This window comes from Variovorax sp. 38R, assembly GCF_014843395.1.
Lineage (GTDB): Bacteria > Pseudomonadota > Gammaproteobacteria > Burkholderiales > Burkholderiaceae_C > Variovorax > Variovorax paradoxus_H.
This window is the reverse complement of the sequence record NZ_CP062121.1, coordinates 6,752,880-6,764,578: the sequence shown is the minus strand read 5'-3', so window position 1 is coordinate 6,764,578 and position 11,699 is coordinate 6,752,880. Positions and strand designations below refer to the sequence as shown.

General features: G+C 69.1%; 11 protein-coding genes. 3 read left to right on the top strand and 8 right to left on the bottom strand.

Annotation, left to right across the window (positions count from 1 at the left end):
- Positions 1 to 8: 8 nt before the first annotated feature.
- The 5 genes from IG196_RS31470 to IG196_RS31450 form a co-directional block, all read right to left on the bottom strand.
- The gene (locus tag IG196_RS31470; RefSeq protein ID WP_192194367.1) at positions 9 to 839 is read right to left on the bottom strand and encodes an isocitrate lyase/PEP mutase family protein; all 831 of its coding nucleotides are present in this window, start codon (positions 837 to 839) and stop codon (positions 9 to 11) included.
- 25 nt (positions 840 to 864) lie between these two features.
- Positions 865 to 1,974 (bottom strand): serine hydrolase domain-containing protein, encoded by a 1,110-nt coding sequence (locus IG196_RS31465; protein WP_192194366.1) that lies wholly within the window; start codon positions 1,972 to 1,974, stop codon positions 865 to 867.
- Between the two features lie 114 nt (positions 1,975 to 2,088).
- The gene (locus IG196_RS31460; RefSeq protein WP_180838967.1) at positions 2,089 to 3,474 is read right to left on the bottom strand and encodes an L-serine ammonia-lyase; all 1,386 of its coding nucleotides are present in this window, start codon (positions 3,472 to 3,474) and stop codon (positions 2,089 to 2,091) included.
- A gap of 4 nt (positions 3,475 to 3,478) precedes the next feature.
- Positions 3,479 to 4,648, bottom strand: a complete 1,170-nt coding sequence (locus IG196_RS31455; protein ID WP_192194365.1) for a M20 aminoacylase family protein — start codon at positions 4,646 to 4,648, stop codon at positions 3,479 to 3,481.
- A 25-nt stretch (positions 4,649 to 4,673) separates the two neighbouring features.
- Positions 4,674 to 6,023, bottom strand: a complete 1,350-nt coding sequence (locus tag IG196_RS31450) for a DUF3100 domain-containing protein (RefSeq protein ID WP_192194364.1) — start codon at positions 6,021 to 6,023, stop codon at positions 4,674 to 4,676.
- Between the two features lie 112 nt (positions 6,024 to 6,135).
- Between IG196_RS31450 and IG196_RS31445 the strand changes: the two genes are divergently transcribed.
- Positions 6,136 to 7,119 (top strand): LysR family transcriptional regulator, encoded by a 984-nt coding sequence (locus IG196_RS31445; protein WP_192194363.1) that lies wholly within the window; start codon positions 6,136 to 6,138, stop codon positions 7,117 to 7,119.
- 56 nt (positions 7,120 to 7,175) lie between these two features.
- On the top strand, positions 7,176 to 7,634 hold the full coding sequence (locus IG196_RS31440; protein ID WP_192194362.1) for a CopD family protein: 459 nt from the start codon (positions 7,176 to 7,178) through the stop codon (positions 7,632 to 7,634).
- Here IG196_RS31440 and IG196_RS31435 read toward each other — a convergent pair.
- The 3 genes from IG196_RS31435 to IG196_RS31425 are packed head-to-tail and all read right to left on the bottom strand — an operon-like array spanning position 7,631 to position 10,549.
- On the bottom strand, positions 7,631 to 8,089 hold the full coding sequence (locus tag IG196_RS31435; RefSeq protein WP_192194361.1) for a VOC family protein: 459 nt from the start codon (positions 8,087 to 8,089) through the stop codon (positions 7,631 to 7,633). The genes IG196_RS31440 and IG196_RS31435 overlap by 4 nt on opposite strands.
- Positions 8,090 to 8,102: 13 nt before the next feature.
- Positions 8,103 to 9,341 carry a CaiB/BaiF CoA transferase family protein gene (locus IG196_RS31430; RefSeq protein WP_192194360.1) on the bottom strand — a complete coding sequence of 413 codons (1,239 nt, stop codon included), beginning with the start codon at positions 9,339 to 9,341 and terminating at the stop codon, positions 8,103 to 8,105.
- 8 nt (positions 9,342 to 9,349) lie between these two features.
- On the bottom strand, positions 9,350 to 10,549 hold the full coding sequence (locus IG196_RS31425; protein ID WP_192194359.1) for an acyl-CoA dehydrogenase: 1,200 nt from the start codon (positions 10,547 to 10,549) through the stop codon (positions 9,350 to 9,352).
- A 184-nt stretch (positions 10,550 to 10,733) separates the two neighbouring features.
- Here IG196_RS31425 and IG196_RS31420 point away from each other — a divergent pair, with 184 nt between their 5' ends.
- Positions 10,734 to 11,636, top strand: coding sequence for a LysR substrate-binding domain-containing protein (locus tag IG196_RS31420; RefSeq protein ID WP_192194358.1), 903 nt, complete (start codon positions 10,734 to 10,736; stop codon positions 11,634 to 11,636).
- The last annotated feature ends 63 nt before the right edge of the window (positions 11,637 to 11,699 follow it).

Sequence of the window (11,699 nt, the reverse complement as noted above, 5' to 3'; positions counted from 1 at the left end):
TGCTGAAACTAATCGGCGAACGGACGAAAGAAGGCGTTGAGCTCAGTGCCCGGCGTGGCATCGGCAAAGCCGTCGAAGCGACCCTGCTCGGCCAGCGTGCGCGCGGCGCGGATGAAGCCGCCCCAGGCCGCGCGCGCCATGCCACCGCCCACGCTCACGCGGCGCACGCCGAGCGCGGCGATGTCCGCCATCGTGAGCTCGCTGGTCGCGCCGACCAGCAGGTTGACCGGCTTGGGCGCGACGGCGGCCACCACGGCGGCGATCTGCTCGCGCGTCTTGATGCCGGGCGCATAGAGGCAGTCGGCGCCGGCCTCGGCGTACGCACGCAAGCGCGCGATGGTGTCGTCGAGGTCGGGGCGGTTGGCAAAGAAGTTCTCGGCGCGGCCCACGAGCAGCGTGTCGCCGCCCGCCTCGTCGATGGCCCGGCGCGCGGCGCGCAGCCGCTCGACCGCGACGTCGATGGGGAACAGCGGATCGTCGGGGTTGCCCGTCGAATCCTCGATCGACAGGCCGGCCACGCCGGTCTCGACCGCGAGGCGCACGCTCTCGGCCACCCCCTGCGCGTCGGCCGCGAAACCGTTCTCGAAGTCGGCGTTCACCGGCAGGTCGGTGGCGGCCACGAGTTCACGCAGGTGGGCGAGTATCTGGTCGCGCGACAGCGCCCCGTCGGCATGGCCACGCGACCACGCGAAGCCCGAGCTGGTGGTGGCCAGCGCCTGGTAGCCCAGGCCTTCGAGGTAGCGCGCGCTGCCCGTGTCCCAGGGGTTGGGGATGACGAAGCAGCCTTGGGTGTGGAGGGCACGGAAGGCGGCGCGCTTTTGCGCGATGGAGCGGGTCATGAGAGCCTCATCTTTCCTTCGGGGTTCAGGGAGGGGTTGCGGCCACAGGTGCGGCCACCGGTGCCGCCGCGAGGATGTGTGACGCGAGCACGGCGAACTGGTCGGTGCGGACCTCGCTGCGTCGCAGCCAGCCCTTGCTGTTGTCGACACGGTGCACCACGACGAGGTCGCGCTTGCGATCGACCATCATGAACTGGCCGCCGGCGCCCACGGCCAGGAGCAGCTGGTTGGGCCCGCGCTGCCAGAACGGGAAGCCCTTGAGCGGCACCCACCACAGGTAGCCATAGCCGCTCCAACCTGGTCCGACGGTCGTGTACGAGGTGGTGCTTTCGGTCACCCAGCCGGCCGGGACGATGCGCTTGTCCTGCCACAAGCCGTCGCGCGCCATCAGCAGGCCGATGCGGGCCAGGTCGCGCGCCGACAGGTGCATCACCTGGGCCGGATGCTCGGAGCTGCGTTCGAGCCGGGCCTCGGTGTCCTGCGGGTAGCGGAAGTCCTGGAACTGCAGCGGCTCGGCCAGGTCGGTCTTCAGCGCCTCGAAGACGCTGCGTCCGGTGCGGCGTTCGAAGATGGTGCCCAGCACGTTGGCGTCCCAGTTGTTGTAGTACCAGAACTCGCCGGGTGCATGGCTGCCCCGGGCCGGTCGCTCGGCCTTGGCCTGGGCGGTCTCGTAGGCGGCCGGATGGTAGACACCGGAGCGCAGCTGCAGCAGCTGCCGCACGGTGGCCGTGCGCTCGGTGTCGCTGAGCCCGTCCTTGTCGCCGATGCCGAGCTGGCCCAGCGTCTGGTCCAGGTCGATCTCGCCGCGGCCGACGTGAATGCCGTAGAGCACGCTCTGCACGCTCTTGCGCACCGAGGCCAGGTTCATCGGCTTGTCGATGTCGCCGTAGGCATGCACGAGCACGCCCTTGTCGATCACGAGGTAGGCGTCGGACTTGATCGATGCGGCAAACGCATCGGCCACCTTGAGCTTCGCTTCGGACCAATGGCTCGGCTCAGTCGCGCTCGGGGTGGCCCACTGCTCGGAGGGGAACACGCCGGCCGCAGGCACGGCGTGCGCGGCGCACAGCAGCAGCACGGCAGACAGCGCGGTGCGCAACACGACGGGCAAGAAACTGCACGGAAGACCGGCCATGGGCATCTCGACTCCTGAAAGTCGTGCGCCTTGGAAACGACGTGGGAACCTGGGGCTGCGGAGCCCGGCGCGACGAGCCTCGCATTCTGACGCAGCGACGCCAGCCTTGCTGCCTCAGCACTCCACCACGTTCACCGCAAGCCCCCCGAGCGAGGTCTCCTTGTACGTGGACTTCATGTCCTCGCCGGTCTGCTTCATGGTGCGGATCACGGCGTCGAGCGAGACGTAGTGACTGCCGTTGCCGCGCAGTGCCATGCGCGAGGCGTTGATGGCTTTCACGGCGCCCATCGCGTTGCGCTCCACGCAGGGGATCTGCACCATGCCGCCGACCGGGTCGCAGGTGAGGCCCAGGTTGTGCTCCATGCCGATCTCGGCGGCGTTCTCGACCTGCGCGGGCGTGGCGCCGAGCACGGCGGCGAGCGCGCCGGCCGCCATCGAGCAGGCCACGCCGACCTCGCCCTGGCAGCCGACCTCGGCGCCCGAGATGGAGGCGTTGGTCTTGTAGAGCATGCCGATGGCTGCTGCGGTGAGCAGGAAGTCGACGATGCCTTCGTCGCTGGCCTGCGGCACGAAGCGCTGGTAGTAGTGCATCACGGCGGGCACCACGCCGGCCGCGCCGTTGGTGGGCGCGGTGACGACACGGCCGCCGGCCGCGTTCTCTTCGTTCACCGCCATCGCGAAGGCGTTGACCCAGTCCATGGCCGCGAGCGGATCGGCGGCGCCGGCCTGCGCCAGCAGCTCGCGGTGCAGCTCGGGCGCACGACGCCGCATGCGCAGCGGGCCGGGCAGCGCGTGCGCGGCCAGCGGGTTGTCGATGCCGAAGCCGCGCTGCACGCACTGCTGCATCACGCCCCAGATGCGCAGCAGGCCCGCGCGCACCTCGGCCTCGGGCCGCCACACGCATTCGTTGCGCATCACCAGCGTGGCCACGGAGATGTCGTGCGCATGGCACTGCGCCATGAGTTCGTCGCCGGTCGTGAAGGGATGCGGCACGGCCGCCGCGGCAGCGGCCGTTTGCGCCACGGCCTGCCCGCCCTCGACGACGAAGCCGCCGCCGACCGAGAAGTAGGTGCCTTCGGCAAGCACGGCGCCGTCGGCCGCGAAGGCGGTGAAGCGCATGGCGTTCGGATGCTCGGGCAGCGACTCTTCGCCGCGAAAGGCGATGTCGCGCACGCGGTCGAAGGCGATGGGCGTGGTGCCCAGCAGGCTCAGCTGACCGCTGCGGCGCAGCGCGTCCAGGCGCGGTTGCACGGTCTCGGGCCGCACGGTGTCGGGCGCGTCGCCGAAGAGCCCGAGGATCACGCCCTGGTCGGTCGCGTGGCCGTGGCCGGTGGCGCCGAGCGAGCCGAACAGGTCGACGTGCAGGCGTGCGACCTGCGCGAGCAGGCCACGCCGTTCGAGCGATTGCGCGAACAGCAGCGCGGCGCGCATCGGCCCGACGGTGTGCGAGCTGGACGGCCCGATGCCGATCTTGAAGATGTCAAAGGCGGAGAGCATCAGCGCATCATGCGACCGGAAGCTGCTGTTTGACCAGCGCCACCCAGTAGGCCGCACCGAGTGGCAGGATGTTGTCGTTGAAGTCGTAGTACGGGTTGTGCACGTTCGGGTCGTTCGGGCCCTCGCCCGCACCGATGCCGATGTAGGCGCCGGGGCGCTTCTGCAGCATGAAGGCGAAGTCTTCCGAGCCCATGGCGGGCGGAATGTCGGTGTGCACCTGTTCGAGGTCGACCAGGCTGGCCGCCGCCGCGATGGCTGCGTCGGTCTCGGCCGGCGTGTTGACGACGCCGGGGTAGCCGCGGCGGTACTCCAGCGCCACCTTGGCGCCGTGCGTGGCGGCCACGCCGTCGCAGATCTGCTGCATCGCCGCCTGGGTCTTGTCCTGGATGCCGGCGTCGAGGGTGCGCACGGTGCCGCGCAGCACCACGGTCTCGGGAATGACGTTCCAGGTGTCGCCGCCGTGGATCTGCGTGACGCTGACCACGGCCGCGTCGGTGGCGCCGGTGCGGCGGCTCACGATGGTCTGCAGCGCGTTGATGAGCTGGGCCGAGATCACCACCGAGTCGATGCCGGTCTCGGGCATGGCGCCGTGGCTGCCCTTGCCGGTGATGACGATCTCGAAGGTGTCGAGAAAGGCCGTCATGGTGCCCTTGCGGATCGCGAAGCGCCCGCGCGGCAGGCTCGGAAAGTTATGCATGCCGTAGACGGCGTCGGCCGGGAACTGGTCGAACAGGCCCTCTTCCACCATCACGCGACCGCCGCCTTCGTTTTCCTCGGCGGGCTGGAACACGAAGTGCACCGTGCCCTGGAAAGGCTTGTGACGCGACAGGTGCTCGGCCGCGCCCAGCAGCATGGCGGTGTGGCCGTCGTGGCCGCAGGCGTGCATCTTGCCGACGCATTTGGAGGCGTGCGCCTGCGTGCCCAGCTCCTGCATGTTGAGCGCGTCGAGGTCGGCGCGCAGCGCGATGCTGGGGCCCTCGCCGTTCTTCAGCGTGCCGACCACGCCGGTGCCGGCCAGGCCGCGGTGCACGGGCAGGCCCATGAGCATCAACGCATTGGCCACCACGTTGGCGGTGCGGTGTTCCTCGAAGGCGGTCTCGGGGTTGGCGTGGATGTCGCGGCGCCAGCTGAGCATGCGGGCACGGGTGTCTTCGGCAATCTCGGGGTCGCGGTACATGGCGTGAATCTCTCGTGGGATGAAATCAGTGGAAGAACTCGGCGATGAAGGTCGCGCCGAGGAAAGTGCCGGCCGTCGCGGTGAGCGACACCACCACGATGCGCCAGCCGAGGCGGCGGAACACGGGCAGGTCTTTCGCGACCGAGAAGCCGGCCAGCGCCAGCACCGGCGTGGTGAAGGCCAAAAAGTTGAGCTTGGCGGTGAGCGCGATGAGCGCGTCGGAGAACGGGAACAGGCCCGGGATGCCGACCACGGTGGCCACCACCGAGAGCACCAGCACCATCGGCAGGCGCGGCACGAAGCGCTTGATGGCTTCGACGGCGCCGGCAATCGCCACCACGGCGAGCACGCCTTCGAGCGACACCAGCACCGGCACCTTGTAGGTCACGGCATTGCCGATGAGCACGCCGCCGCCCACCACCAGCCAGGCCAGCAGCGTGTCGCGCAGCGAGGTCGGTGCGGCGTGGGCCACGTCGGCGCTCGACACGTTCGCGCCCGCGTCCACGGCGGCGCCCTGTTGGGCGCCGTGCTTGGAGAAGCGGCCCAGCACCGGCTCCAGCTTGCCGTAGAGCCACGAGCACAGCGGCAGCGACAGGAACAGCGTGAAGTAGAAGCCAGCCACCGTGGTCAGCAGGTTCGACGCGGCGGCAATCGCCGTGAGCTGCGGCAGCATCTCGGGCGGGCTCTGCGCGGCGATAGCGCCCAGCGCCGCCGCCATCAGGCTGCCCGAGCCCACGCCGGCGCCCATGGCCAGCGAGCGCGGATCGAAGATGTGCAGGCTGGCGATGAAGCCCGCCAGCACCGCGATGAACAGCGCGCCCAGCACGGTGCCGGTGATGTACTCGGCCAGCACGCCGCGGCCCTCGGGCGAGGCCATGCCGTACTTCTCGCCAATGATCACGAGGTTGCCCTCGCGGCCCACCGAGAAGGTGGCGCCCACGGCCTCGCGCTTGATGCCCAGCAGCAGCGCCAGCGGCAGGCCCAGCGCCAGGGTGCCCAGCGCATGACCGAACTCCTGGAACAGCAGCGCCCAGCCGGCCTGCTTGACCTGCGGCAGCGCAGCGCCGACCGTGAGGCCCAGCTTCACCACGAACAGCAGCAGGCCCGCGTTGAGCAGGCCGCCGGCCAGCGACTGCTGCGCCGTGGCGACGCGCACCACGCCCGGCACGCGCCGGTGCGCGATGCCCCAGGCGGCGGCCATGAGCAGCGCCCACAGCATCGGCAGCAGCACCACCTTGCCGGGGCCGACGCTGAACTGCGTCGGGCCGATGAGTTCGGCCACGGCCACGAGGACCAGGGTGACGACGAGGAGCTTGAGTTTGCCGGCGGCGCTGGAAGGCGCTACGGCTGCAATCGTGGAGGCAGCGGAGGTCATGGGTGGGCGTTTTCGAGGGGTGCCGGCGAGTTTCAGGCGATGAGCCTCTTGCATCAATGACCGCAAATAAGGATATTCGTTGCATTGAATGCAACACTCGGAGACGACCGCCATGGACGACAAGCTCGACACCCGCCGGGTGCGCTACTTCATGCAGGTGCTCGACAGCGGCTCGGTGCGCGGTGCGGCCGACGTGCTCGACATGGACCCCTCGGCCGTGAGCCGCGCCATCGGCATCCTGGAAACCGAGTGCGGCCTGCCGCTGCTGGAGCGCCACGGACGCGGCGTGGTGCCCACCGACGCGGGCCAGTTGCTGGCCGGCTACGTGCGAAGGCAGCAGGGGCAGAAGCAGCACCTGCTGGCGCAGATGGACAGCATCCGCAAGATCGAGAGCGGCCACATCGACATCGTGGCCGGCGAAGGCTATGTCGACTGGCTCATGCGGCACAGCCTGCGCATCTTCATGGCCAGCCACCCGAAGATCACGGTAAACCTCGACGTCGCCAGCACCGACGAGATCGTGCGCCGCGTGATAGAGGAGCGTGCGCACATCGGCATGCTGTTCCAGCCGCCGAAGGACGAGCGGCTCACCTCGCACCAGTCGCACGCGCAGCCGATCCAGGCCATGGTGCTGGGCTCGCACCCGCTCGCGCAGCTCGGACGCCCGCTCAAGCTGACCGACCTGCTGCCCTACCCCGGCGCCACGCTGCACCGCAACTTCGGCGTGCGCCAGCACATCGAGGCGGCCGAGATCAGCGAGGGCGTGCGGCTGCCCGCGCTGCTGACCACCACCTCGTTCAGCGCGCTGGGCCACTTCGTGTCGGCGGGCCTGGGCTACACGCTGGGCACGCGCATCTCGCTCACGCCCAACGCCGACCATCCGGCGCTGGTCGAGCTGCCGATGAAGAACCCGCTGTTGTCGCAAGGGCGCTCGCACATCGTGTCGCGCCACGGCCGCCTGTTGCCGCCGGCCGCTGCGACGCTGCTGCGGCAGGTGGTGGCGGACATGAAGCGCTATGCCGATTCGATCGCAGGCACCGGCACCAGCAAGCCCCGCGCGAACACGAGCACGCGCGGGCGCGGCGCGACGGGTTGAAGGCCATGGGGGCTTGCGTTGCGTGCGCGCACGGTTCGGTGTTCTGATCGGACCCCATGTCCTACCTCGCTCCCCTCTTCATTCACCTGCTGTGCGCCGCCTTCTGGGTCGGCGGCATGGCCGTCATGCACTTCGCAGTGCGCCCCGCCGCCGTCGCCACGCTGGAGCCGCCGCTGCGCCTGCGCATGATGGCCGCGACGCTCCGGCGCTTCTTCATCGGGGTGGACGCGTCCGTCACGCTGCTGTTCGTGACCGGCATCGGTTTGATCCACGCGACCGGCGGCTTTCGCGCCGTGCACTGGCGCGTCGAAGCCATGATGGGCATTGCGCTTGTGATGGCGGCGATTTATGTCTACATCCGCGCCTCGGTGTTCCGCGCGCTGCGCCGTGCGGTGGACGACAGCGCCTGGCCCGTGGCGGCTGCTCGGCTGAACACCGTGCGCCAGCTGGTGACGCTGAACCTCGCGCTGGGCGTGGTGGTGTTCGGGGTGGCGGTGATGGGGCGCGGCGCTTAGGCCGCAGGGCCCTTCAACTCCACGCCGTTGCCATCGGGATCTTCGAGATAGATCGAAGGCCCGTTGCCCTCGGCCCCGAAGTTGTTCTGCACCTCGCCGTGCACCGGCACACCGTGCCGCGCCATGCGCGCGCGGATCGCCGCTTCGTCGAAAGGCTCGACGCGCAAACAGAGGTGATCGACGTTGCGGCCCTCGCGCCCAGCCAGCGCGCCGCCCTGGCTGCCGAGCTTGCCGTCGTGCGTGACGAGGTCGATGAGGCTGCTGCCGGCGCGCAGGTGCACGAGGCCGAGGTCATCGCGACGCTTCTCGAGCGCGCAGCCGAGCACGTCGCAATAGAAGGCCATGGACCGCGCGGCGTCGCGCACGCGCAGCACGACGTGGTCGATGCGCAGCACCGCGAACGGCGCTGCATCGGCAGCGGAAACCACAGGAGACGGAGCAGGCGGGCGCGTCATGCCCGCCAGTGTGTCAGACCACCCCGGCGGCGCGCAATGCCTCGAAGCGCGTGGCGTCGACGCCCATCTCGGCCAGCACCTCTTGCGTGTGCTGCCCGAGCGCGGGCGGTGCGCGGCGCAGCACGGGCGGCGTGGCCGTGAGGCGCAGCGGGCTCGCCACGCCGGTGATGCTGGCGATGCCGTCGCCCGCATCGCGCGGCAGTGTGACGGCCAGACCGCGCGCCTTGACCTGCGCGTCGTCGAAGGCCTGCGCGATGTCGTTGATGGGGCCGCAGGGCACGGCCTTGTCTTCGAGCAGCGCGACCCAGTCGGCGGTAGTGCGGGTGCGCGTGAGCTCTTCCATCATCGGGATCAGCACGCCGCGGTGTTTCACGCGCAGCGTGTTGGTCGCAAAGCGTTCGTCGGCGGCCCACCCGGCATGGCCGGCGGCTTCGCAGAAGCGCGCGAACTGGCCGTTGTTGCCGATGGCCAGCAGCATCGAACCGTCTTGCGTCGGAAAGTCCTGGTAAGGCGCGAGGCTCGGGTGCGTGTTGCCCTGGCGGCCCGGCGCCTTGCCGGTGTTGAGAAAAGCGCTCGCCTGGTTGGCGAGGATGGCCATGCCCACGTCGAGCAGCGCCATGTCGATGTGCTGGCCTTCGCCGGTGCGGTCGCGCACCTGCAGCGCCGCGAGGATGGCGGTGCTGGCGTACACGCCCGTGAACAGGTCGGTGAGCGCCACGCCCACGCGCAACGGGCCGCCACCGGGTTCGCCGTCGGGACGGCCGGTGATGCTCATCATGCCGGTCATGGCCTGGATCATCAGGTCGTAGCCCGCGCGCTCGGCGTACGGGCCGTCGTGGCCGAAGCCGGTCACGCTGCAATAGATGAGGCGCGGGTTGGCTGCGCGCAGGCTGTCCTGGTCGAGGCCGTATTGCTTGAGGCCGCCGGTCTTGAAGTTCTCGACCACGATGTCGGCCTGCGCCGCCATCTGCTGGAGCAGTGCCTGCCCCTCGGGCGTGGCCATGTCGATGGTGACCGAGCGCTTGTTGCGGTTGCAGGACGTGAAGTAGCTGGCCTGGTCGGTGTCGTGGCCGTTCGCGTCCTTCACGAACGGCGGGCCCCAGGTGCGCGTGTCGTCACCGACGCCGGGGCGTTCGATCTTGACGACGTCGGCACCCAGGTCCGCGAGGATCTGCGTGCACCACGGGCCCGCGAGCACGCGGGACAGATCGAGGACCTTGATGCCGTCGAGAGCTGCGGGCTTGGTGATCATGCGTCTGATCAGTTCGCGAAAGCGGCAATACCGGTGATGGCGCGGCCGAGGATGAGCGCGTGAATGTCGTGCGTGCCTTCGTAGGTGTTCACGACTTCGAGGTTCACCAGGTGGCGTGCCACGCCGAACTCGTCGCTGATGCCGTTGCCGCCCATCATGTCGCGCGCCATGCGGGCGATGTCCAGCGACTTGCCGCAGTTGTTGCGCTTCATGATCGAGGTGATCTCGACGGCGGCGATGCCTTCGTCCTTCATGCGGCCCAGGCGCAGGCTGCCTTGCAGGCCCAGCGTGATCTCGGTCTGCATGTCGGCCAGCTTCTTCTGGATGAGCTGGTTGGCGGCGAGCGGGCGGCCGAACTGCTTGCGGTCCAGCGTGTACTGGCGGGCGCGGTGCCAGCAGTCTTCGGCGGCACCGATGGCACCCCACGAGATGCCGTAGCGGGCGCTGTTCAGGCAGGTGAACGGGCCCTTGAGGCCTTGCACTTCGGGGAACGCGTTTTCTTCGGGGCAGAACACGCCGTCCATCACGATTTCGCCGGTGATGCTGGCGCGCAGGCCGACCTTGCCGTGGATGGCGGGAGCCGAGAGGCCCTTCATGCCCTTCTCGAGCACGAAGCCGCGGATCGGGCCGACGGTGCCGCTTTCGCTGACTTCCTTGGCCCACACGACGAACACGTCGGCGATGGGCGAGTTGCTGATCCACATCTTCGAGCCGCTGAGCGAGTAGCCGCCCGGCACCTTCTTGGCGCGCGTGGCCATGCTGCCGGGGTCGGAGCCGTGGTCGGGCTCGGTGAGGCCGAAGCAGCCGATCCATTCACCGGTCGCGAGCTTGGGCAGGAACTTCTGCTTCTGCGCTTCGCTGCCGAATTCGAAGATCGGCACCATCACCAGCGAGCTCTGCACGCTGGCCATCGAGCGGTAGCCCGAATCGACGCGCTCGACTTCGCGAGCGATCAGGCCGTAGGCCACGTAGTTCAGCCCGGGGCCGCCGTACTGCTCGGGGATCGTCGGGCCGAGCAGGCCGAGCGCGCCCATTTCGCGAAAGATCGCGGGGTCGGTTTCGCCGCTGCGGAAGCCTTCGATGACGCGGGGCGCCAGGCGCTCCTGGCAGTAGGCGTTGGCCGCGTCGCGGATCATGCGTTCTTCGTCGGTCAGCTGCTGATCGAGAAGAAAGGGGTCGTCCCAGTGGAATTGCGCTTTGGCGGCCATGTGGATGTCTCCGGAAAAGGAAGAAGAAACAAAAGAAGGGGAATGCGGTCGATCGTAGCCACGCAGGGGGCTCGGCGCAAACGATGAATCCTCACCCAGATATGCGTCTAGCGCACATCTTGAGAGATACATCTTGTTGATTTACTGGTGAAACCATGACGCCAGTCATACACTCCCGGCATACATGCGCCGGAAGATCCCACCCCTGCAAACCCTCGTGTGCTTCGACGCCGCCGCGCGCCACGAGAGCTACACCCGCGCCGCGCAGGAACTGGCGCTCACGCAGAGCGCGGTGTCGCGCCAGGTGGGGTCCCTCGAGGCCTTCCTGGGCGTGGCGCTGTTCCGCCGCACGCGGCACGGCGTGGCGCTCACGGCCAGCGGCGCCGCCTACGCGCGCCAGATCGCCCGCCGCCTGGAAGCCATGGAGCGCGACACGCTCGACGCCATGGCCCACCAGGGCGAAGGCGGTTCGCTGTCGCTGGCCGCGGTGCCCACCTTCGCCACGCGCTGGCTGGTGCCGCGCCTGCGCGGTTTTGCGGCGCTGCAACCCGACGTAGTGGTGCACATCGAGACGCGCACCCGCCCCTTCCTGTTCGCCGACGCGGAGTTCGACGCCGCGCTTTACGCAGGCACACCCGCGCAGGTCGAGAACTGGGCCGGCACGCGCGCCGTGTTGTTGATGCATGAAGACGTGGTGCCTGTGTGCAGCCCTTCCCTGCTGCCCGATGGCCAGGCCGTGTCGCCCGACGCCATCGCGCAGATGCCGCTGCTGCAACAGAGCACGCGCCCCGACGGCTGGCGCCAGTGGTTCGACGCGCAACAGATCGATGCGCCCAACGCACGTGGCGGCCCGCGCTATGAGTTGTTCTCGATCCTTGCGGCGGCGGCCTCACACGGGCTCGGCGTCGCGCTGATGCCGACCATGCTGGTGGCCGACGAGCTGGCGCGCGGCGAACTGGTGGTGGCCTGCCCGCGGGCGCTGTCGGCGGAGCGCAGCTATTACCTGGTGACGCCGGAGCGGGCGGACCAGCGGCCGTTGTTGAAGTTGTTCAGTGACTGGTTGCTGGGGCAGGCTCGGGAGGTCTGACTCGGCCAAAAAAATGCATCTCATACTAGACATTTCATTAGTTTTGCCTAATATGAGATACAC

Bases quoted from the DNA above. Each gene is read 5' to 3' on its own strand.
- IG196_RS31470 (WP_192194367.1), bottom strand. From the start codon at position 839: ATGACCCGCTCCATCGCGCAAAAGCGCGCCGCCTTCCGTGCCCTCCAC.
- IG196_RS31465 (WP_192194366.1), bottom strand. From the start codon at position 1,974: ATGGCCGGTCTTCCGTGCAGTTTCTTGCCCGTCGTGTTGCGCACCGCG.
- IG196_RS31455 (WP_192194365.1), bottom strand. From the start codon at position 4,648: ATGTACCGCGACCCCGAGATTGCCGAAGACACCCGTGCCCGCATGCTC.
- IG196_RS31450 (WP_192194364.1), bottom strand. From the start codon at position 6,023: ATGACCTCCGCTGCCTCCACGATTGCAGCCGTAGCGCCTTCCAGCGCC.
- IG196_RS31445 (WP_192194363.1), top strand. From the start codon at position 6,136: ATGGACGACAAGCTCGACACCCGCCGGGTGCGCTACTTCATGCAGGTG.
- IG196_RS31440 (WP_192194362.1), top strand. From the start codon at position 7,176: ATGTCCTACCTCGCTCCCCTCTTCATTCACCTGCTGTGCGCCGCCTTC.
- IG196_RS31435 (WP_192194361.1), bottom strand. From the start codon at position 8,089: ATGACGCGCCCGCCTGCTCCGTCTCCTGTGGTTTCCGCTGCCGATGCA.
- IG196_RS31430 (WP_192194360.1), bottom strand. From the start codon at position 9,341: ATGATCACCAAGCCCGCAGCTCTCGACGGCATCAAGGTCCTCGATCTG.
- IG196_RS31425 (WP_192194359.1), bottom strand. From the start codon at position 10,549: ATGGCCGCCAAAGCGCAATTCCACTGGGACGACCCCTTTCTTCTCGAT.
- IG196_RS31420 (WP_192194358.1), top strand. From the start codon at position 10,734: ATGCGCCGGAAGATCCCACCCCTGCAAACCCTCGTGTGCTTCGACGCC.